The sequence below is a fragment of the Candidatus Pantoea floridensis genome (genome assembly GCF_900215435.1).
Taxonomy (GTDB): Bacteria; Pseudomonadota; Gammaproteobacteria; order Enterobacterales; family Enterobacteriaceae; genus Pantoea; species Pantoea floridensis.
The window spans coordinates 3,179,084-3,198,912 of the sequence record NZ_OCMY01000001.1; the positions used below are offsets into that span (position 1 = coordinate 3,179,084).

Annotated in this window: 18 protein-coding genes and 6 tRNA genes; 10 read left to right on the forward strand and 14 right to left on the reverse strand. The window is 51.8% G+C overall.

The annotated features are described in order from the left end of the window. Positions 1-68: 68 nt before the first annotated feature. The 3 genes from cysM to CRO19_RS14835 all read left to right on the forward strand — a co-directional run bounded on the left by cysM (position 69) and on the right by CRO19_RS14835 (position 3,154). The gene (gene cysM / locus CRO19_RS14825; RefSeq protein WP_097096506.1) at positions 69-950 is read left to right on the forward strand and encodes a cysteine synthase CysM; all 882 of its coding nucleotides are present in this window, start codon (positions 69-71) and stop codon (positions 948-950) included. A gap of 165 nt (positions 951-1,115) precedes the next feature. Next, positions 1,116-1,796, forward strand: a complete 681-nt coding sequence (locus CRO19_RS14830) for a response regulator transcription factor (protein WP_097096507.1) — start codon at positions 1,116-1,118, stop codon at positions 1,794-1,796. Continuing rightward, positions 1,793-3,154, forward strand: coding sequence for an ATP-binding protein (locus tag CRO19_RS14835; RefSeq protein ID WP_097096508.1), 1,362 nt, complete (start codon positions 1,793-1,795; stop codon positions 3,152-3,154). The genes CRO19_RS14830 and CRO19_RS14835 overlap by 4 nt, the downstream gene beginning before the upstream one ends. 100 nt (positions 3,155-3,254) lie before the next feature. On the opposite strand, the gene crr is transcribed toward CRO19_RS14835, so the two are convergent. The 5 genes from crr to cysZ form a co-directional block, all read right to left on the reverse strand. After that, positions 3,255-3,758 carry a PTS glucose transporter subunit IIA gene (gene crr / locus CRO19_RS14840; protein WP_097096509.1) on the reverse strand — a complete coding sequence of 168 codons (504 nt, stop codon included), beginning with the start codon at positions 3,756-3,758 and terminating at the stop codon, positions 3,255-3,257. 41 nt (positions 3,759-3,799) lie between these two features. After that, positions 3,800-5,527, reverse strand: coding sequence for a phosphoenolpyruvate-protein phosphotransferase PtsI (ptsI, locus tag CRO19_RS14845; RefSeq protein WP_097096510.1), 1,728 nt, complete (start codon positions 5,525-5,527; stop codon positions 3,800-3,802). Between the two features lie 157 nt (positions 5,528-5,684). Then, positions 5,685-5,942 carry a phosphocarrier protein Hpr gene (gene ptsH / locus CRO19_RS14850; protein ID WP_007889063.1) on the reverse strand — a complete coding sequence of 86 codons (258 nt, stop codon included), beginning with the start codon at positions 5,940-5,942 and terminating at the stop codon, positions 5,685-5,687. Between the two features lie 388 nt (positions 5,943-6,330). After that, positions 6,331-7,302, reverse strand: a complete 972-nt coding sequence (gene cysK / locus CRO19_RS14860; protein ID WP_097096511.1) for a cysteine synthase A — start codon at positions 7,300-7,302, stop codon at positions 6,331-6,333. A gap of 140 nt (positions 7,303-7,442) precedes the next feature. Next, the gene (gene cysZ / locus CRO19_RS14865) at positions 7,443-8,201 is read right to left on the reverse strand and encodes a sulfate transporter CysZ (RefSeq protein WP_097096512.1); all 759 of its coding nucleotides are present in this window, start codon (positions 8,199-8,201) and stop codon (positions 7,443-7,445) included. 217 nt (positions 8,202-8,418) lie between these two features. Between cysZ and zipA the strand changes: the two genes are divergently transcribed. The 3 genes from zipA to CRO19_RS14880 all read left to right on the forward strand — a co-directional run bounded on the left by zipA (position 8,419) and on the right by CRO19_RS14880 (position 11,700). Continuing rightward, positions 8,419-9,390, forward strand: a complete 972-nt coding sequence (zipA, locus tag CRO19_RS14870; RefSeq protein ID WP_097096513.1) for a cell division protein ZipA — start codon at positions 8,419-8,421, stop codon at positions 9,388-9,390. Positions 9,391-9,458: 68 nt separating this feature from the next. Further along, a complete protein-coding gene (ligA, locus tag CRO19_RS14875) occupies positions 9,459-11,477 on the forward strand; it encodes an NAD-dependent DNA ligase LigA (protein ID WP_097096514.1) in 2,019 nt (672 codons plus the stop codon). 1 nt (position 11,478) lies between these two features. Next, positions 11,479-11,700 (forward strand): DUF3820 family protein, encoded by a 222-nt coding sequence (locus CRO19_RS14880; RefSeq protein ID WP_097096515.1) that lies wholly within the window; start codon positions 11,479-11,481, stop codon positions 11,698-11,700. A 28-nt stretch (positions 11,701-11,728) separates the two neighbouring features. Here the strand turns inward: CRO19_RS14880 and CRO19_RS14885 are convergent, their stop codons facing one another. After that, the gene (locus tag CRO19_RS14885) at positions 11,729-12,730 is read right to left on the reverse strand and encodes a bile acid:sodium symporter family protein (protein ID WP_097096516.1); all 1,002 of its coding nucleotides are present in this window, start codon (positions 12,728-12,730) and stop codon (positions 11,729-11,731) included. A 102-nt stretch (positions 12,731-12,832) separates the two neighbouring features. Here CRO19_RS14885 and CRO19_RS14890 point away from each other — a divergent pair, with 102 nt between their 5' ends. Further along, positions 12,833-13,753, forward strand: coding sequence for a LysR family transcriptional regulator (locus CRO19_RS14890; protein WP_097096517.1), 921 nt, complete (start codon positions 12,833-12,835; stop codon positions 13,751-13,753). Here CRO19_RS14890 and CRO19_RS14895 read toward each other — a convergent pair. The 5 genes from CRO19_RS14895 to CRO19_RS14915 all read right to left on the reverse strand — a co-directional run bounded on the left by CRO19_RS14895 (position 13,750) and on the right by CRO19_RS14915 (position 14,654). After that, positions 13,750-14,082: a FlxA-like family protein gene (locus CRO19_RS14895; RefSeq protein ID WP_097096518.1), complete on the reverse strand. Its 333-nt coding sequence runs from the start codon at positions 14,080-14,082 to the stop codon at positions 13,750-13,752. The two genes, CRO19_RS14890 and CRO19_RS14895, sit on opposite strands and share 4 nt — an antisense overlap. Positions 14,083-14,253: 171 nt before the next feature. Beyond that, positions 14,254-14,329, reverse strand: a tRNA-Lys gene (locus tag CRO19_RS14900). Between the two features lie 4 nt (positions 14,330-14,333). After that, positions 14,334-14,409 (reverse strand) — tRNA-Val (locus CRO19_RS14905). 41 nt (positions 14,410-14,450) lie between these two features. Next, positions 14,451-14,526: transfer RNA gene (locus CRO19_RS14910), tRNA-Val, on the reverse strand. A 52-nt stretch (positions 14,527-14,578) separates the two neighbouring features. Continuing rightward, positions 14,579-14,654, reverse strand: a tRNA-Val gene (locus tag CRO19_RS14915). A gap of 272 nt (positions 14,655-14,926) precedes the next feature. Here CRO19_RS14915 and gltX point away from each other — a divergent pair. After that, the gene (gltX, locus tag CRO19_RS14920) at positions 14,927-16,348 is read left to right on the forward strand and encodes a glutamate--tRNA ligase (RefSeq protein ID WP_097096519.1); all 1,422 of its coding nucleotides are present in this window, start codon (positions 14,927-14,929) and stop codon (positions 16,346-16,348) included. A gap of 40 nt (positions 16,349-16,388) precedes the next feature. On the opposite strand, the gene CRO19_RS14925 is transcribed toward gltX, so the two are convergent. Together CRO19_RS14925 and CRO19_RS14930 are read right to left on the reverse strand one after the other, a co-directional pair. Beyond that, the gene (locus tag CRO19_RS14925) at positions 16,389-16,742 is read right to left on the reverse strand and encodes a YfeC-like transcriptional regulator (RefSeq protein WP_008102134.1); all 354 of its coding nucleotides are present in this window, start codon (positions 16,740-16,742) and stop codon (positions 16,389-16,391) included. Positions 16,743-16,853: 111 nt separating this feature from the next. Beyond that, a complete protein-coding gene (locus CRO19_RS14930) occupies positions 16,854-17,642 on the reverse strand; it encodes a formate/nitrite transporter family protein (RefSeq protein WP_097096520.1) in 789 nt (262 codons plus the stop codon). Between the two features lie 351 nt (positions 17,643-17,993). Between CRO19_RS14930 and CRO19_RS14935 the strand changes: the two genes are divergently transcribed. Together CRO19_RS14935 and CRO19_RS14940 are read left to right on the forward strand one after the other, a co-directional pair. Beyond that, positions 17,994-18,069: transfer RNA gene (locus CRO19_RS14935), tRNA-Ala, on the forward strand. Between the two features lie 45 nt (positions 18,070-18,114). Next, a tRNA-Ala gene (locus CRO19_RS14940) sits at positions 18,115-18,190 on the forward strand. 234 nt (positions 18,191-18,424) lie between these two features. On the opposite strand, the gene CRO19_RS14945 is transcribed toward CRO19_RS14940, so the two are convergent. Beyond that, complete coding sequence (locus CRO19_RS14945) at positions 18,425-19,615, reverse strand: NupC/NupG family nucleoside CNT transporter (RefSeq protein WP_097096521.1); 1,191 nt, start codon at positions 19,613-19,615, stop codon at positions 18,425-18,427. Positions 19,616-19,829: the final 214 nt, after the last annotated feature.

Here is a 19,829-nt window from a genome sequence, read left to right on the forward strand (position 1 = left end):
TTTTGACACTCCTTCGGGCGGGACTTTCCCGCCCGAATTATTTGCCTCTCTTTCGTCTGGAATCAAACGTGACCACACTGGAAAATACCATCGGCAATACGCCGTTGATTAAGTTGCAGCGCCTGACGCCTGACAACGGCAGCGAAATCTGGCTAAAGCTGGAAGGCAACAATCCAGCCGGCTCGGTGAAAGATCGTGCGGCCTGGTCGATGATTCATCAGGCGGAGCTGCGCGGTGAGATTAAACCGGGTGATACCTTAATCGAAGCGACCAGCGGTAACACGGGCATTGCGCTGGCGATGATTGCGGCGATGAAAGGCTACAAGCTGCGTTTGCTGATGCCCGATAACATGAGCCAGGAACGTCAGGATGCGATGCGCGCCTACGGTGCTGAATTGCTGCTGGTGACGCGTGAGCAGGGCATGGAAGGGGCGCGGGATCTGGCACAGGCGATGGCCGATCGCGGTGAGGGTCGCGTGCTGGATCAGTTCAACAATCCCGATAATCCGCTAGGACACTATCTCACCACCGGCCCGGAAATCTGGCAGCAAACTCATGGGCGCATGACGCATTTTGTCTCCAGCATGGGCACTACCGGCACGATTACCGGCGTGGGACGTTACCTTAAAGAGTTTGCGCCGACGGTGCAGGTGATTGGCCTGCAGCCGCAAGAGGGCAGTAGCATTCCCGGTATTCGTCGCTGGCCTGAAGCTTATCTGCCCGGTATCTTTCGTCCGGAACTGGTGGATCAGGTGATTGATATGGCGCAGCGTGAAGCCGAAGAGACAATGCGAGCGCTGGCTCAGCGTGAAGGTATTTTTTGTGGCGTCAGTTCTGGCGGTGCGGTAGCTGGCGCATTGCGTATTGCTGCGGCTCAACCTGGCAGCGTGGTGGTCGCGATTGTGTGCGATCGCGGCGATCGCTATCTCTCCACTGGCGTTTTCCACTGAGTCATTATTCCCGCATTTTATCTGGTCTGTGCCTACCGTAATGGTGCGCACAGGCCATTCTTGTCTATAGTCTCCGTAATAATCGTCTGTAAGGATCGCGTAAAACCGGCTGCGTTCGTAATGAACTCAGGACAAAATAGCGGCAATTTTGTACGAGAGATAAAGATGAAAATTCTGCTTGTTGATGATGATGTAGAACTCGGCACCATGTTGAGCCAATACCTGATTGCGGAAGGTTTTGAAACACAACTGGTTTTAACCGGTCACGCTGGCGTGGAAGGTGCGTTATCCGGCAACTATACCGCGATGATTCTCGACATCATGCTGCCCGATATGAGCGGCATTGATGTGCTGCGGCAGGTGCGTCAGAACAGCCGCTTACCGGTGATTATGTTGACAGCTAAAGGAGACAACATCGATCGCGTGATTGGTCTCGAAATGGGCGCAGACGATTACATGCCAAAACCGTGCTATCCGCGTGAACTGGTGGCTCGTTTGCGCGCGGTACTGCGCCGCTTTGAAGATCAGGCTCCGGTGCCCGATAAGAAAGAGCTGCTGCGCTGGGGTGATTTGAGCCTCAATCCGGCTACGCGGATTACTGAATGGCAGGGCAAAGCGTTTGATCTCACCGCATCCGAGTTTAATTTGCTGGATCTGTTGCTGCGTGCGCCGGATCGCGTGGTATCGAAAGATGAGCTATCGGAAAAAGGCCTTGGTCGCCCACGTGAAGCGTACGATCGCAGCGTGGATGTGCATATCAGCAACATTCGCCAAAAGCTGGCAGCGTTAACGGCTGACAGCGTCAATATTGAAACTGTGCGCAGTATTGGTTACCGCATTCGATGAAACACAGCTACCGCGGCCGCATGTTCTGGAAGATTTTGCTGGGCTTCTGGATTGTGTTTGTCATTATCAGCCAGCTGCTGTGGCTTGGCTTTACGTTATCGGGTAATCGCCATGAGCCACCGGAGATCGTCGCTATTCGACGCATCGTTAATCTGCAAATGGCATCGGCGGTTTCGGTACTGGAACGCGGTGGCTTAAGTTCGCTGGACGATATGATGGCGGATTGGGAACCTAACGATCGTCAATTTTTCTCCGTTATTCAGCACGATAAACCCGTCGCGATGCCAGGCAATGCGCCGCCTGAAACCTTTAGTGCCCCGTTTCATGGACCTTTCCCTGACGTGATTGTGCGTTGGGTGAAAGGGCAGGATGGCAAGCAGTACGAACTGCGCTATGACGTGAAGGGGCTGCGCGAAGACAGTTCGATGGGCGGTGGCCGCCCGCGACGTATCCTCAATATCCCGGAGCCGATGTTTACCTTTGCCGGTGCGCTGGGATTACTGTTCAGCCTGCTGCTGGCATGGAACCTGACACGCCCTATGCGTCAGCTGCGCGAGGGCTTTGCGCGCGTGTCCAGCGGTGACCTGTCGGTGCGCCTCTATCCGGTGATGCGTAAGCGCCATGACGAGCTCTCAAATGTTGCACAAGATTTCGATGCGATGGTCGAGCGGCTTGATACGTTGGTGAAAGCGCGTGAAGAGCTGCTGCACGATATTTCGCACGAGCTGCGCTCACCGTTGGCGCGTCTACAGCTGGCGACCGGCCTTGCGCGTCAAACGCCAGCCTCGGTGGAATCCTCGCTCAACCGCATTGATGAAGAAGCGCGCCGTCTGGATAAGATGATTGGCGAGCTGTTGACGCTGTCGCGAGCCGAACATGAGAGCATGCCGGGCGAGCAATATTTCGACCTCACCGGCCTGTTGCACGCGGTGGTCACCGACGTTCGCTATGAGGCTCAGATCCCCGGTGTGAAAGTTGATTTCCAGGTTGATGAAAATGCGGATTATACCGTGCACGGTAATGCCGAGCTGATTCGGCGTGGCGTAGAAAACGTGCTGCGCAATGCGCTGCGTTTTTCGCATAAAGGGCAGCATATCAACGTGAGTTTACAGGCGGAAAATCAGTGGCTGGCGATCAGCGTGCGCGATCAGGGGCCCGGAGTGGATGATGAGAAGCTGTCGAGCATCTTTGATCCCTTTGTGCGCGTGAATTCGCCCTTGATGGGCAAAGGTTACGGTTTAGGGCTGTCGATTGTTCGGAAAGTGATTCTGGCACATCACGGTGAAGTTAAGGCGGTCAATCGCCCGGAAGGGGGATTGGAGTTGACGTTAAGGCTGCCGCGCTGGAAGCAGCAGTGATTTCGTCTGGTATTAGCGAACGCATTGCATTGTTGCGGCTGTAAAACAAAAACGGCACCCAGTGGGTGCCGTTTTTTTATTATCGCGAATTAGCCGAAGCTTACTTCTTGATGCGGATAACCGGCGTCTCGCCTACCGTTACCTGACCGGAGAGTTTGATGAGCTCTTTAATTTCGTCCATATTCGAGATCACAACCGGCGTCAGCGTCGATTTCGCTTTCTCTTCCAGCAGTGCCAGATCAAACTCGATCACCACGTCGCCTTTCTTGACCTTCTGGCCTTCTTCAGCGATGCGTTTGAAACCTTCACCTTTAAGCTCAACCGTGTCGATACCGAAGTGAACGAACAGCTCGATACCATTATCAGACTCGATTGAAAATGCGTGGTTAGTTTCGAAAATCTTGCCGATAGTACCATCAACCGGAGCAACCATTTTGTTACCGGTTGGTTTGATTGCGATACCGTCACCCACGATTTTCTCAGCGAATACCACATCAGGTACGTCTTCGATATTTACGATTTCGCCTGACAGAGGCGCAACGATATCAATAGTGCCTGACGCGCTCTCTGATTTTTCGCCAAAAAGTTTAGAAAACAAACCCATGATCTTCTCCTAAGCAGTAATTTGAGGCTAGCGTCCGTGGATCAGCAGAGCGTTTTTTCTTTAATGAATTTGTTAACTAAATTCATTAAATCATCCGCTGTCGGTTGATCCAGAGCCTGCTCCGCCAATGCCTTCGCATCTTCGAAATTAGTATTACGAATAATCTTCTTGATGCTCGGGATTGAAATGGCGCTCATGCTGAATTCATCCAGCCCCATTCCCAGTAACAGTAGTGTAGCACGTTCATCACCAGCCAGCTCACCACACATGCCGGTCCATTTCCCTTCGGCATGTGATGCATCGATCACTTGCTTAATGAGACCGAGAACAGACGGTGACATTGGGTTATAGAGGTGTGAAATCAAATCATTACCACGATCGACCGCCAGAGTATACTGCGTCAGGTCATTTGTCCCAATACTAAAGAAGTCGACTTCTTTCGCCAGATGGCGAGCAATCACTGCGGAAGCTGGCGTTTCTACCATGATGCCCACTTCAATGGTCTCATCAAAGGATTTGCCTTCTTCACGCAATTGCGTTTTCAGCAGCTCCAGCTCGCCTTTCAGGATGCGAACTTCTTCTACTGAAATAATCATTGGGAACATGATGCGCAGTTTGCCGAAAGAGGAGGCACGCAGAATAGCGCGCAGCTGCGCATGCAGGATCTCTTTACGGTCCATCGCAATACGGATGGCGCGCCAGCCGAGGAACGGGTTGTCCTCTTTCGGCAGGTTCATGTAAGGCAGATCTTTGTCGCCACCGATGTCCATGGTACGCACGATAACCGCTTGTGAACCGACTGCTTCAGCTACCGCTTTATAAGCCTGGAACTGCTCTTCTTCAGTTGGCAATGAATCACGGTCCATAAACAGGAATTCAGTGCGGTATAAGCCTACGCCTTCCGCGCCGTTACGCTCTGCACCTGCTACATCACGTACTGTACCAATGTTGGCGCAGACCTCAACCTGATGACCGTCCAGCGTAATCGCTGGCAGATCTTTCAGTTTTGCCAGCTCATGTTTCTCAGACAGATACTGTGTCTGGATGGCTTTCAGTTCTTCCTGTACTTCTTCAGTAGGATTCACGTAAACCTTGTTGTTTACGCCATCCAGAATCAGGAAATCGCCGTTTTTAACAGTGGCAGTCACGTTGCCGGTACCAACAATCGCTGGCAGCTCAAGCGAACGCGCCATGATCGAGGTGTGAGAGGTACGTCCACCCAGATCGGTAATAAAGCCCAGCACCTTTTTCAGGTTCAGCTGTGCGGTTTCTGACGGCGTTAAATCTTTGGCCACCAGAATAGATTCTTCAGCAATCGCGCTCAGATCGACGATGTGCAGTCCAAGAATGTTCTGCAGCAGACGCTTACCGATATCACGCACGTCAGCGGCGCGCTCTTTCAGGTATTCGTCATCCAGCTCTTCCAGCGCAACGGCCTGGCCTTCAACCACAGAATGTGCGGCAGCGTCAGCAGTAGCGTGATCTTTCTTGATGAGGTCGATGATTTCCTGCTCAAGCTCTTCGTCTTCGAGCAGCATGATGTGACCTTCAAAGATCGCAGCTTTCTCTTCACCGAAGGTTTCACCGGCTTTAATGCGAATGGCTTCGAGCTGTGTAGCAGCTTTGCTGCGTCCATCGAGGAAGCGCTGAACTTCCTGCTCAACCTGATCGTCGGTAATTTTTTTACGACTGATGACGATCTCATCTTCTTTCAGCAGGAGTGCGTTGCCGAAAGCGATACCCGGTGATGCTAAAATGCCTGAAATCATAACCCTACCTTTTAATCACGATGGCTCATTGACCCAATGCGTCGCCACTGTCGCGGAGCAGTACTCTAAGGAAGCAAGAACGCGGACAGGTTGTCCGCGATCAAGATATTTGCACTCAATGGGGCAAAGGGGTCGGTTTTGTTGCGAACTGAGCCGGTTACTCCAGCTCAGCCATCAGCTTAACCAGGTGCTCAACCGCTTGCTGCTCGTCTTCACCTTCGGCAGACAGCGTAACAACCGTACCCTGAGTCAGACCCAAAGTCTGCAGTTTGAACAGGCTTTTCGCGCTGGCCGATTTGCCATTGGAAGTCACAGTGATTTCTGACTGGAAAGCCTTGGCTTCTTTAACGAACTGAGCTGCAGGACGGGTATGAAGGCCGTTAGGTGCGGTAATGGTAACTTCTTGCTGGAACATTCTATTTCCCCAACTTTATCAGGTTTGGTGTTATGGATCTAAAGTCTAGCCTGGAGCCGTAACTTTAGCCTGTATAGGTGCGCTGGTATGGCATAAAGCTGACCAAAAAATGCGCTTGAATAAGTAGGTCATTAACCTGGAAAGATCAAAAACCGCACTGATTCGTCACTCTTCTCATTATGCCGTGATTCGCCGTTTAGCCAAATCAGTAAATCGATTCAGCTTGATCCACTTCAAAGGCAGATTAATTTCAGGCACCGAAATAATTGGAAGCTTAAATACCAGAGCCCTATCACTGAAAGCAATCTGTCTGGTGATAAAAGTGAGATCTGCGCCACAAAAAAGCACCCATGCGGGTGCTTTTTTCATCAGTTTCAGACTTTGTACATCACTGCTGCAGTTCTTTCTCGGTGAAGAGATCGGCAAACAGTGCGGTGCTTAAATAGCGTTCGCCCGAGGAGGGCAGGATCACCACAATATTCTTATTGGCGAAGGATTCGTCTTCCTGCAGCTTAAGGGCGGCTGCTACAGCAGCGCCTGACGATATTCCCGCCAAAATCCCTTCTTCTTCCATTAACTGGCGTGCCGTGCTGATGGCTTCTTCATTGGTGATCGCCACCACGCGATCGATCAGTTTCAGATCAAGGTTGCCAGGAATGAAGCCAGCACCAATACCCTGAATTTTATGCGGGCCAGGTTTTATCTCTTCGCCAGCCAACGCCTGAGCAATGACCGGAGAATCGGTTGGTTCAACCGCAACGGTAATCAGGTCTTTCTTGCCTTTGGTATTTTTGATGTAGCGGCTTACGCCAGTCAGTGTGCCACCAGTGCCGACGCCGGCGATAAATACGTCCACCTCACCATCGGTATCTTCCCAGATTTCGGGTCCGGTAGTTTTCTCATGGATTTCTGGATTCGCTGGATTGCTGAATTGCTGTAACAGCACATATTTATCGGGATCGCTGGCTACAATCTCTTCGGCTTTCGCAATGGCACCTTTCATGCCTTTTGGGCCTTCAGTGAGCACCAGATTCGCGCCTAGTGCTTTCAGCAGCTTGCGACGCTCAATTGACATAGTCTCCGGCATCGTCAGCGTCAGCTTGTAACCGCGCGCAGCCGCCACGTACGCCAGGGCAATACCGGTGTTGCCGCTGGTCGGTTCAACCAGCTCAACGCCCGGCTTCAAAATACCGCGTTTTTCCGCGTCCCAAATCATATTGGCACCGATACGGCATTTGATGCTGAAGCTCGGGTTACGTGACTCGACCTTAGCCAGAATGCGGCCGTTACCGATGCGGTTCAGTCGAACCAGCGGCGTATGACCAATTGTCAGAGAGTTGTCTTCATAGATCTTACTCATAGCTCGTCCTTAACTGTATGAAATATTGGGAACCCTCAGAGCATACCTTTTCTTCCGATGTGCGGAAGGAAAGAAATCGTATATCTATATAGCGCACAACCATAAGCCTTAAGCAAAAAAGCATAAGGCAATTTAACGCTTTAGTGGCGCGCGTGTTGCTGTCGATATCGATCAACCCACATCGCCGTTGCGCCGCATACGGCAACGGGCAGGATCGCCAGATTGATAATCGGAATCATAGTAAACAGGCTGACGAGCGCGCCAAATTGCATATTTGCCGTCTTGTGCTGTCGCAATGCGTGGCGCATCTGCTGAAAACTCACTTTGTGGTTATCAAACGGATAGTCGCAATACTGTACTGATAACATCCAGGCACTGAATAAAAACCATAGAACTGGCGCCACGGTTTGTCCAAAACCGGGGATAAAGTGGAGCAGCAGCAAGCCAAATGCGCGCGGCAAATAGTAACCGAGCTTCTGCAGCTCCCGCTTCATGATGCGCGGAACATCCTTAATCATGCCCATCCAGCCGCTATCCGGCAGCGGTTTTCCGGTCAAACGACCTTCAAGCTGTTCAGCGAGCAGGCCGCAAAATGGCGCGGCAATCAAATTGGCTATCGTAGAGAAGAAATAGCTGAACACCAACACGATCGAAATCACTGAAAGCGGCCATAGCAGATAGCTGAGCCACTGTAACCAGTCGGGGATATGTGACATTAACGCGGGGATCCACTGACCCAGGCGCTGAAACAACCAGATAAAGGCGCCGCCAAGCAGCAGAATGTTGATGATAAGTGGGATAATGACATAGCGACGAATGCCTGGCAGACGCACCAGTTTCCATCCTTCGGCAAAGTAATGAACACCATTAAATGTTGAGACCGAATTCACAGCGGGCATAGCAAGCCTTTCTCCTAAATATGGCGGCGTGGACATCATAACCTGGCTTTTTATCGGTTACAGGCGTGCTTTGTGCGAAAAAACAGCAAAAAAGCGTGGGGCAGCTATCTAATTTGTCAGAAAATACTGCACAGACTTGCACTTGTTTAGCTGGGCAAATACAGTTAGAGGATAAAGTTTGCCGTGGTGGCAAGGTATTGGAACAACAGAGAATACAATGATGCAGGATTTGCGTCTGATATTAATCGTTGTTGGCGCGATCGCCATAATAGCGCTACTCCTTCATGGACTGTGGACCAGCCGTAAAGAGCGCTCCTCCGTGTTTCGTGATCGCCCGCACAAACGTCTGAAACAGCGCGAAGAAGCCGATGAAGATCTGCTGAGCGAAGATGATGATGGCGTCGGCGAAGTCCGCGTACGCCGTCATCGTGATGCTGATGAAGAGCCCGAGTTTACGCCGCGTACGGTGAGCGCGCCGCGTGCGCCTGAACCTGTGCGTCAGCCGGCTGCACGTCAATCCGATCCATTATTAGGCGATCCACTGCTGGATAATGAGCCGGAAGCTCGTAAGCCTGCCGCACCGCAAGCCCCGGTGTCGAAGCCCGCTCCAGTACCGCAACCCATTCAATCCGATCCGCTGCTGGATAATGAACCGCTAGCAGCCACGCAGCCTGCGCCGGAATTCCTGGCTGCGGAAGATGAGCCAGAGCTTGCAGATGAAACTCCGGTAGCGCAGCCGCAAGAGGCGCCTAAGCAGGCTGCTGCACCGGGAAGTAAAAAAGAAGCGGTCTTGGTGCTGCACGTCGCTGCCCATACCGGAGGCGAACTGAACGGTGAAGCTCTGCTGCAAGGTATTCTGCAGGCTGGCTTCCAGTTTGGTGAAATGAATATTTTCCATCGTCATCTTAGCCCAGCAGGAAGCGGCCCGGTGCTGTTTAGCCTGGCGAATATGGTCAAGCCTGGATCCTTTGATCCGGATGAGATGGGGAATTTCTCCACGCCGGGCATCTCTATCTTTATGATGGTACCGTCATACGGAGATGCGAATCAGAACTTTAAGCTGATGCTGCAATCGGCACAGCGTATTGCCGATGATGTTGGTGGCGTGGTGCTGGATGATGAGCGTCGCATGATGACGCCGCAGAAGCTGGAAACCTACAAAACGCGTATTCGCGAAGTTATCGGTTAATCGCCGCTAATTGACTCAAACTAAATACAACCCCCGCATGTCGGGGGTTTTTTATCGGATAAGAGACTATGAAATCGGTTCAGGAGCAAATGACTGCGCTGCGCACCACGCTACATCATCACGAATATCTCTATCACGTGATGGATACACCGGAAATTCCGGACGCAGAATATGACCGATTAATGGTACAGCTGCGTGAGCTGGAAAGTGCGCATCCTGAATTGATTACGCCTGATTCACCGACGCAGCGCGTGGGTGCCGCGCCGCTAGCGGCTTTTGAGCAGGTGCGGCACGAAGTACCGATGTTGTCTCTGGATAACACGTTTGATGAAGCAGGCTTCCTGGCTTTCAACAAACGTGTGCAGGATCGCCTTAAAAGCAGCGACGATCTCACCTATTGCTGTGAACTCAAGCTTGATGGCCTGGCGGTGAGTTTATTGTATGAGGATGGACTGCTGGTACGCGCGGCAACGCGTGGTGATGGCACAACCGGCGAGAACATTACCGCCAACGTGCGCACTATCCATGCCATTCCGCTGCGGCTGCATGGCGATAACATCCCTGCACGCGTGGAAGTGCGTGGTGAAGTGTTTATCACCGAAAGCGGCTTTGAAAAACTCAACGAAGAAGCGCGTCGCACCGGCGGTAAAGTTTTCGCTAATCCACGTAATGCTGCAGCAGGTTCGCTGCGCCAGCTTGACCCACGCATTACTGCTAAACGTCCGCTGACTTTCTTCTGCTATGGTTTCGGCTTACTGGAGGGCGGAGAGATGCCAGCCAGCCATTGGCAGCGCCTGCAGCAATTTAAAGCGTGGGGATTACCGGTTACCGATCGTATCCGCCTCGCACATAGCGCCGATGAGGTGCTGGCGTTTTATCGCCAGATTGAGCAGGAGCGTCCTTCGCTTGGTTTCGATATAGATGGTGTCGTCATCAAGGTTGATTCTCAGGCACTGCAGGAGCAGCTGGGATTTGTGGCGCGAGCCCCGCGCTGGGCAGTGGCGTTCAAATTCCCGGCGCAGGAACAGATGACCTTCGTACGTGATGTTGAATTCCAGGTGGGCCGAACGGGGGCAATTACACCCGTCGCGCGTCTTGAACCGGTGCAGGTTGCTGGTGTCGTGGTCAGTAACGCGACGCTGCACAATGCCGATGAAATAGCCCGGCTGGGGTTACGCATCGGCGACAAAGTGGTCATTCGCCGCGCTGGCGATGTGATTCCGCAGGTGGTTAACGTAGTGGAATCTGAACGCCCTGATGAAACGCGAGAAATTGTTTTCCCAAGCCATTGTCCGGTCTGTGGTTCAGACGTTGAGCGGGTAGAAGGCGAAGTGGTCACGCGTTGCACCGGTGGCCTGATTTGCGGTGCACAGCGTAAAGAAGCGCTTAAACACTTCGTCTCACGTCGCGCGATGGATGTGGACGGCATGGGTGATAAAATCATCGATCAGCTGGTGGAAAAAGAGTATGTCTCAACGCCAGCCGATCTGTTCCGTCTTACTGCCGGTAAACTAACTGGCCTCGATCGCATGGGGCCGAAATCGGCACAGAATGTGGTCGATGCGCTGGAGAAAGCCAAATCCACTACTTTAGCGCGTTTCCTGTATGCGCTTGGTATTCGTGAAGTGGGTGAAGCCACCGCCGCCAATCTTGCAAATCACTTTGGTGAACTGGAAAAAGTGATGAATGCCGATCTCGACGCGCTGATTGAAGTGCAGGATGTGGGCAAAGTCGTCGCTACCCACGTGCGTAACTTTATGGATGAAGAGAGTAATCGTGCAGTAATCCGCGAGCTTACCGAAGAGATCGGCGTGCATTGGCCGCAGGTTGAAGTGGTTAACATCGAAGAGATTGATAGCCCGTTTGCCGGCAAGACCGTGGTACTCACCGGGTCTCTGTCAGTAATGAACCGCGATGATGCCAAAGAGCGGCTGATTGCACTGGGCGCGAAAGTTAGCGGCAGCGTATCGAAGAAAACCGATTTACTGATTGCTGGTGAAGCGGCGGGTTCTAAACTGGCGAAGGCGCAAGAGCTTGGCATTCCGGTCATTGATGAAGCGGAAATGATTCGCCTGCTTGGAGCCTGACGTGGATAAACAGCAGCTGGTAGAAATCGCGAATACTGTGATGCCGTTCGGCAAGTACAAGGGCAGGGTGCTGATTGACGTGCCGGAAGAGTATTTACTGTGGTTCGCGCGTAAAGACGAATTCCCGGCTGGTAAGTTAGGCGATCTGATGCAGCTGACGTTAGTCATTAAGAGCGAAGGACTGGAAGGTCTGGTCAAACCGCTCAAACGCAGCGAAGAGTAAAACGGCCCGCATTTGCGGGCCGTTTTATTTAAGATTTCTGAACGTCTACCTGCTGCTGCGCCAGCCTCTTTTCATTACCGGCTTTATAACGCTGGGCAATGAAAGAACATACCATGAGCTGTACCTGATGGAAGATCATCAGTGGCAGCACGATGATCCCCACCGAGCTGGCCGGGAACAGAATGTTGGCCATCGGGACACCGTTGGCGAGGCTCTTTTTCGAACCACAAAACAGCACCACAATTTCATCTGCACGGCTGAAGCCGAACAAACGCGATGCGCCGAGGTTAATGGCTAGCGCAATAAACAGCACCAGCACACTTCCCACCAGAATCCACAGCAAGGTATCAACGCCAACGCGATGCCAAATGCCATTCACTACCGCTTCACTAAAGGCGGAATAGACGACCAGCAGAATGGAAGTTTGATCGGTTTTACCTATCAGGCTGCGATGTTTCTCAACCCAGGCGCCAATCCAGCGGCGCGACAGATGGCCAACCACAAATGGCACCAGCAGCTGCAGCATGATTTTACCAATCTGTTCCAGGCCATTGCTGGGCGCGTCGCTGTGAACATTCATCACCAGATTCACCAGCAGCGGAGAAACAAACACGCCGAGTAGGCTGGATGCGGAAGCCGCGCACACCGCGGCGGCAACGTTACCGCCGGCCATGGAGGTGAAGGCGATAGATGACTGCACGGTCGCGGGCAGAATGCACAGATAGATGAAGCCGGTGTAAATCTCAGGGCTGACATTAACCGGATGCCACCAGACAATCAGCAGACCCAGAATCGGGAAAATGACAAAAGTGCTGCACATGATCCACAAATGCAAACGCCAGTGGCTACTGCCGGCAATGATCTTCTCGCGCGACAATTTGGCACCATGCATAAAGAACAGCAGGGCAATGGCGGCGGTCGTTAGGTATTCAAAGAATTCGACAAACCCGCCTTTGGCCGGGAAGAAGCTGGCGAGAAGTACGGTGATGATGAGTTTTACCATCATCGGATCGAGGCGTAAAAATCCCATTGTTAAAATCCGGTTAAATATAAAAAAATGATGGTGCTGATTGTGCGCTAGCCGCGTTTAGAAATAAAATTGATTTATTGCATCAATCTATGAGTGGAATCGATGAATTATACCCTGCGTCAGTTGCGCACCTTCGTTGCGGTGGCGCATCACTGTAGCTTCAGCCTGGCGGGGCAAGCCATTGGCCTCAGTCAGTCTGCCGTTAGCCACAGTATCAAAGAGCTGGAAGCTGAGATGGGCGTGCGATTGCTGGATCGTACTACGCGTGAAGTGATCTTGACCGAAGCGGGGCAGCAGCTGGCTTCTCGACTAAAACGCTTGCTGGAAGAGTTAAATACCACGGTGCTGGATGTGCGGAGTTACGGCGAACAGCGCAGTGGTACGGTGCGCGTTGCCGCCAGCCAGACGCCTTCGGCGCACCTGATGCCACAATGTTTGGCCAGCAGCCAGCAGCGCTATCCCGATATTCGCGTCATACTGCACGATCGAGTGCAGCAATGGGTGCTGCAAAGCGTGCGCAATGCGGAGGTCGATTTTGGTATCGTCATCGGCCCGCTTAATGATACCGATTTCGATAGCGAAGAGATTCTTCAGGAACCTTTTTTACTGCTCTGCCATGAGAACGATGAGCTGGCGCAGATTGAGCAAGCAGAGTGGTCGATGTTGGCGGGACGCAGCATGGTGCTGCAGGATTATGCTTCTGGTAGCCGCGTGCTGGTTGATGCGGCGCTACAACAGCTGGCGTTAAGTGTGAATGTGGTGCAAGAGATAGGCCATCCCGCCACTCTCTATCCGATGGTAGAAGCGGGCATTGGCATCAGTATTCTGCCAGCGCTGGCGCTGCCGTTACCTTCCGGATGCAAACTCAGGGTGCGAAGACTCTACCCGGAAATAAATCGCAGCCTGATGCTGATTAAGCGAAAAAACCGCTCTCTGACGCCTGCAGCGGAAGCGATCTGGCAAGAGGTGCGTCAGCAGGCCGCTCTGCTGACGCAACAACGCATAGTTAAACCAGCGTTTTAAACGTAAACGTTAATCTGATTGGTATCGGTTGGGCGATTAATGCCATCCGCTTTCGTCGCAGCAGGCTGTTGTGCTTCCTGCTGCTGCTGTGCCTTTTCTGCTTGCTGCTGCTCAATTTGCGCGATTTGCGCTTCAATCATTTGAATCTGTGATTGCAGCATCTGTTCCTGTTCAGATTTTTGCTCATCGGTGAGCGTATCGTCGCTGGAAAGATCTTTCAGCTGTTTGGTAATACTTTGAATCTGTTTGTTTAGACTGGCAATTTCCGAAGTCGAACCGCCGCCGCTGCTTGCCGTGCTGATACTACTAACGCTTGATATAGAAGACATCGTTTTCTCCTTGCAATAGACCATTATCGTTATCGGTCAAAGGCGGAGGCGACTTGAGGGTAGGGAGTGTTAAGCTTGCGAAAAGGTTTTGTAGGGATTGAACGCTTAAGAGGAAGCTAACCTTCTGAGCGCAGAAACGAAAAAAGCGCCAATAGGCGCTTTTCTCTGAATTGGTGGGTCGTGCAGGATTCGAACCTGCGACCAATTGATTAAAAGTCAACTGCTCTACCAACTGAGCTAACGACCCGAAGTGGTGGGTGATGACGGGCTCGAACCGCCGACCCCCTCCTTGTAAGGGAGATGCTCTACCAACTGAGCTAATCACCCACTTCGGTACTGCTTAACAAGAGCGTTTTTCAACTGAGATATGGTGGGTGATGACGGGCTCGAACCGCCGACCCCCTCCTTGTAAGGGAGATGCTCTACCAACTGAGCTAATCACCCATATCTAATCTCTTGTTCACTGCGGGCCAACTCAAAAATCTTCATTTAAGAGTGGTGGGTGATGACGGGCTCGAACCGCCGACCCCCTCCTTGTAAGGGAGATGCTCTACCAACTGAGCTAATCACCCCCGCTGTGTGGAGTCGCATTATAGGGATCCTTTAAAGTGAGTCAACGCTTTTTAAAACTTAAATGTGCGTTCGCTTTAAAAATAATCATCGTGAAGGGCTTTTAGCCAATGTGCTGGTTTTATTAGCAGAAAAGCGTTCAGCAAACCGGGATGCCGCCGCGACAATCATTGAGGAATCATCCTCACCTGCTAGAATATGCGCACTGTTTTTCGCGTTAACCCGTTTTTTTGTCATCCAGACAATGAAACCTGCGCATTTAAGGCAATGCTGAATGAAAATCAAAACTCGCTTCGCACCCAGCCCTACCGGCTATCTGCATGTGGGCGGTGCACGTACTGCTCTTTACTCCTGGCTCTATGCTCGCCATAACAAGGGCGAATTTGTTTTGCGTATCGAAGATACCGATCTGGAGCGATCCACACCGGAAGCCATCGAAGCCATTATGGACGGTATGAACTGGCTGAGCCTTAACTGGGATGAAGGTCCGTATTATCAGACCAAACGTTTTGATCGCTACAACGCGGTGATAGACGACATGCTGGAAGCAGGCACTGCCTATAAATGCTATTGCAGCAAAGAGCGTTTAGACGCGCTGCGTGAAGAGCAGATGGAAAAAGGTGAAAAGCCGCGCTACGACGGACGTTGCCGCGATAGCCATGAACATCACGCCGCAGATGAGCCGTGCGTAGTGCGCTTCCGCAATCCTCAGGAAGGCTCGGTTATCTTTGATGACCAGATTCGTGGTCCGATCGAATTCAGCAACCAGGAACTGGATGACCTGATCATTCGTCGCACCGACGGTTCACCAACCTACAACTTCTGTGTTGTCGTGGATGACTGGGATATGGGCATCACCCACGTGATCCGCGGCGAAGACCATATCAACAACACGCCACGCCAGATCAACATCCTGAAAGCGATTGGTGCAGAAGTGCCAACCTACGCGCACGTATCAATGATCCTCGGTGATGACAGCAAGAAATTGTCTAAGCGTCATGGTGCAGTTGGCGTGATGCAGTATCGCGATGACGGCTACCTGCCAGAAGCACTGCTCAACTATCTGGTGCGGCTCGGCTGGTCACACGGCGATCAGGAAATATTTAGCGTGGCGGAAATGGCTGAGCTGTTCACCCTTGATGCAGTGAGCAAATCCGCCAGTGCTTTCAACACGGAAAAGCTGCAGTGGCTGAACCATCACTACATTAATACGCTGCCGCCGGAATATGTTGCTACGCAGCTGCAGTGGCACATTGAGCAGCAGAAGATTGATACCCGCAGGGGGCCGGAACTGGCGAAGCTGGTGACGCTGCTCGGCGAACGCTGCAAAACGCTGGTTGAGATCGCTGCCTCTTGCCGTTACTTCTATGAAGAGTTTGAAGCCTTTGATGCGGATGCCGCGAAGAAGCATCTGCGTCCCGTTGCGCGTCAGCCGCTGGAAGTGGTGCGCGATAAATTGGCGGCCATTAGCGACAGCAGCTGGAATGCCGAGAATGTGCACAATGCGATTCAGGCGGCGGCAGATGAGCTTGAGCTGGGCATGGGCAAAGTCGGTATGCCGTTGCGCGTAGCCGTTACCGGTGCGGGTCAGTCTCCCGCGTTGGATGTCACGGTAGAGGCGATTGGTCGTAGCCGTAGCGTAGCGCGAATTGAGAAAGCGCTGGCGTTCATCGCTGAGCGTGAAGCAAACGCATAACCTGATATGAAAAAGCCGGAAGCATGTGCTTCCGGCTTTTTTATTCTTCCTGAATTCCCAGCCTTTCCAGTACGCCGCGAATCCCTTCCCGTAATAACAACGCCGCAAATTGTTCCTGCTCCGCCGCTGTCATTTGCTGGACAGAATTTATTAATAACGCAGGTAACGTATTTTGTTGTGCACCGTAATTAGCCGCCGGTTCGTTCGCGTGGCGGGTAGATTGAACAAAGCTTTTTACGCGTTCATCAATATGAATCAATCGCGCTTTACCACCCTGAACACCGGGTTTCGGCGTGGTTGTCCAGTTTTCACGCTTGATCCATTTATTCACCGTTTGCCGACTGTAGCCCGTTTCCAGCGCGAGCTCCTCGGGGGTAAGCCATTCCTTTTTCACGATGCTGTCCCTGTTAAATACATTAGCTATACATATTACAACAAAACGTAACGGGGAGAAGTAACCTAGGCAGAAAATGCCTTCTGCTCTACAACAAAAGGCATATTTCTATTATTGCGCTTCGCTAACCGCGGCGCTTTCTGGACGGAAAGCGATGAAATAGGTGAGACCAACAAATACTGCGCCGCCAACACCGTTACCAAGAAATACGGCAATAACGTTTGGCGCAAATTCAGCCCAGCTCAGTTGGCCTGCGAAAATTGCGGCCGGCACAATAAACATGTTAGCGACAACGTGCTGGAAGCCAATCGCCACGAAAGCCATCACCGGGAACCACATGCCAAAGATCTTACCCACCACGTCTTTGCTGGCGAAGGCGAGCCAAACGGCCAGACACACCAGCCAGTTGCAGCCAATGCCGGAGATGAAGGCATGCAGGAAATCGGCATTCACTTTGGCGTGGGCAATTGCCACGGTTTTCTTCAGGTAATCACCCTCAGTCATCCCCAGCATGTGACCAAAAAACCAGGCGACCGCCACGCTGCCGATGAAATTAGCAATGGTTACCCAAAACCAGTTACGTAGCACGCTAAAGCCACTGATTCGGCGCGCGAACCAGGCTATCGGCAGGGTCATCATATTTCCGGTGAGCAGTTCGCCTCCGGCCAACACCGTCATAATCAAACCGACCGGGAATACGGCGGCACCCAGCAATACGCCGAATGAGCCCCATTCTGCCGGGAGTTGATTAATAACATGCAGGTCGAGCAGAAAACCGGTGGCGATAAATGCTCCGGCCATAAAGCCAAGAATTAACAAGGTGGAGATAGGCAGGCGGCTTTTAGCTACGCCAGCTTGAATCGCCAGTTGGGCGATCTCTTTTGGGGTATGCAGCGACATAATTCACTTTTCTTTTATTGAACAAAGGGATATTGCTGGCCGGTCATAAAGAGAAAGACCCTGGAAGGATGACCGGTTAATTAGCGCGCTAAGTTTCACACGCACCATTAACGAAAACAAGACTGTTCCTAACATCTTTAACTAAAGTTTAACGATGTAATGCCACGTCGTTGCCAAATAGCAGAGTGGGAGCGGGCTCAGAAAGGCGGCGCACCCTGAAAAAAGGCTATGATAGCGTGGGGTTGACGCCTTTTTCAGCGATCGAACACAGAACGAGAATTTGACGTTGACACTCAAGAGGCGGTTTCATATTATGCCGTCCGTCGAGTTTACTCGGCAGTTTTTCGGTTCGGGGGTATAGCTCAGCTGGGAGAGCGCTTGCATGGCATGCAAGAGGTCAGCGGTTCGATCCCGCTTATCTCCACCAAACAAACCTTCCCAACGGTTTGACCGAAAAATGATTTCCAGATGTGGGGGTATAGCTCAGCTGGGAGAGCGCTTGCATGGCATGCAAGAGGTCAGCGGTTCGATCCCGCTTATCTCCACCAAATCTCTGTTCGTTCTGAACACATTCAAAAAACCATCAATCTATAGCAGCACAATCTATTGTGCGGTTTTGCCGTTTCTCAAATGCGCAGGCAGTAACAGCGGAAATTCAATATCGTGCAAAGATTTTGCCTTCAGCGATGAGGCGGATGATTGCAGGGGAAAGCAGGGACGATGCGGGATAGAACCGATTGAACAATAGGATGAGAAGGGCGAGCCGAAGCCCGCCCTGACGATCAGAAGGCCAACACCAGACCGGCAATGGCTGCAGACAGCACGCTCACCAGCGTTGAGCCGTACAGCAGTTTCAGGCCGAAGCGTGAAACCACATTACCTTGCTCTTCGTGCAAACCTTTAATCGCACCCGCCACAATCCCGATTGATGAGAAGTTAGCAAAGGAAACGAGGAACACTGACAAGATACCTTCCGCATGCGGCGAGAGTTGACCGGCGATTTTCTGCAGGTCCATCATCGCCACGAATTCGTTGGAAACCAGTTTCGTTGCCATGATGCTGCCAACCTGCAGCGCTTCGTGCGAAGGCACACCCATCACCCAGGCGAAGGGATAGAACACATAGCCCAACACGCCCTGGAAGCTGATGCCGAAGATCAAATCGAACAGTGCGTTCAGGCCGGAAATCAGCGCGATGAAACCAATCAGCATTGCGGCCACAATAATCGCAACTTTGAAACCGGCGAGGATATATTCGCCCAGCATTTCGAAGAAGCTCTGACCCTTATGCAGATCCTGCAGCTGCAGATCTTCTTCGCTATCCACGCGGTATGGGTTGATAAGCGACAAGACAATAAAGGTGCTGAACATGTTCAGAACCAGCGCAGCTACCACATATTTCGGCTGCAGCATGGTCATGTACGCGCCGACAATCGACATGGAAACGGTCGACATCGCGGTCGCTGCCATGGTGTACATGCGGCGCTGTGACATTTTGCCGAGGATATCCTTATAGGCGATGAAGTTTTCTGACTGTCCCAAAATCAGAGAGCTTACGGCGTTAAAGGATTCCAGTTTGCCCATACCGTTGACCTTTGACAGCACGGTACCAATGCCGCGAATGACCCATGGCAATATACGGAAATGTTGCAAAATACCGATCAACGCTGAGATGAAGACAATTGGGCAGAGAACATTCAGGAAGAAGAAGGCGAGGCCTTTCTCATTCATGTTGCCGAATACAAAGTTGGTGCCTTCGGCCGCATATTTAAGCAGATGATCAAACACACCCGCGAAGCCTTGTACAAAGCCGAGGCCAACGGATGAGTTAAGGAAGAACCAGGCCAGCAGCACTTCGATCACTAAAAGTTGAACGATGTAGCGAACGCGAATGCTTTTACGGTCGTGACTGACCAGCAAGGCCAGCACGGCTACCACCACTAGTGCTAAAATAAAATGCAAAACATGGGACATGTCGGCTCCAAATTTGAGGAGGGTTGTATTTTGCTGCGTATTCTATGTAACGCGTTACTTAAAAACGAGATCAAAACCACATTATAAGTAATCGCTATCGCGTTATTTCTCAGATAAGTCTCACCGCTCACAACCCGGTTACAAATCATTCACAAGAAATATCCACAAAAACATTGTCTATAAAATGACCCAGGAGTAGAGTCAATTCCGTTGC

Bases quoted from the DNA above. Each gene is read 5' to 3' on its own strand.
- CRO19_RS14830 (WP_097096507.1), top strand. From the start codon at position 1,116: ATGAAAATTCTGCTTGTTGATGATGATGTAGAACTCGGCACCATGTTG.
- CRO19_RS14835 (WP_097096508.1), top strand. From the start codon at position 1,793: ATGAAACACAGCTACCGCGGCCGCATGTTCTGGAAGATTTTGCTGGGC.
- crr (WP_097096509.1), bottom strand. From the start codon at position 3,758: ATGGGTTTGTTTTCTAAACTTTTTGGCGAAAAATCAGAGAGCGCGTCA.
- ptsI (WP_097096510.1), bottom strand. From the start codon at position 5,527: ATGATTTCAGGCATTTTAGCATCACCGGGTATCGCTTTCGGCAACGCA.
- ptsH (WP_007889063.1), bottom strand. From the start codon at position 5,942: ATGTTCCAGCAAGAAGTTACCATTACCGCACCTAACGGCCTTCATACC.
- cysK (WP_097096511.1), bottom strand. From the start codon at position 7,302: ATGAGTAAGATCTATGAAGACAACTCTCTGACAATTGGTCATACGCCG.
- cysZ (WP_097096512.1), bottom strand. From the start codon at position 8,201: ATGCCCGCTGTGAATTCGGTCTCAACATTTAATGGTGTTCATTACTTT.
- zipA (WP_097096513.1), top strand. From the start codon at position 8,419: ATGATGCAGGATTTGCGTCTGATATTAATCGTTGTTGGCGCGATCGCC.
- ligA (WP_097096514.1), top strand. From the start codon at position 9,459: ATGAAATCGGTTCAGGAGCAAATGACTGCGCTGCGCACCACGCTACAT.
- CRO19_RS14885 (WP_097096516.1), bottom strand. From the start codon at position 12,730: ATGGGATTTTTACGCCTCGATCCGATGATGGTAAAACTCATCATCACC.
- CRO19_RS14890 (WP_097096517.1), top strand. From the start codon at position 12,833: ATGAATTATACCCTGCGTCAGTTGCGCACCTTCGTTGCGGTGGCGCAT.
- CRO19_RS14895 (WP_097096518.1), bottom strand. From the start codon at position 14,082: ATGTCTTCTATATCAAGCGTTAGTAGTATCAGCACGGCAAGCAGCGGC.
- gltX (WP_097096519.1), top strand. From the start codon at position 14,927: ATGAAAATCAAAACTCGCTTCGCACCCAGCCCTACCGGCTATCTGCAT.
- CRO19_RS14930 (WP_097096520.1), bottom strand. From the start codon at position 17,642: ATGTCGCTGCATACCCCAAAAGAGATCGCCCAACTGGCGATTCAAGCT.
- CRO19_RS14945 (WP_097096521.1), bottom strand. From the start codon at position 19,615: ATGTCCCATGTTTTGCATTTTATTTTAGCACTAGTGGTGGTAGCCGTG.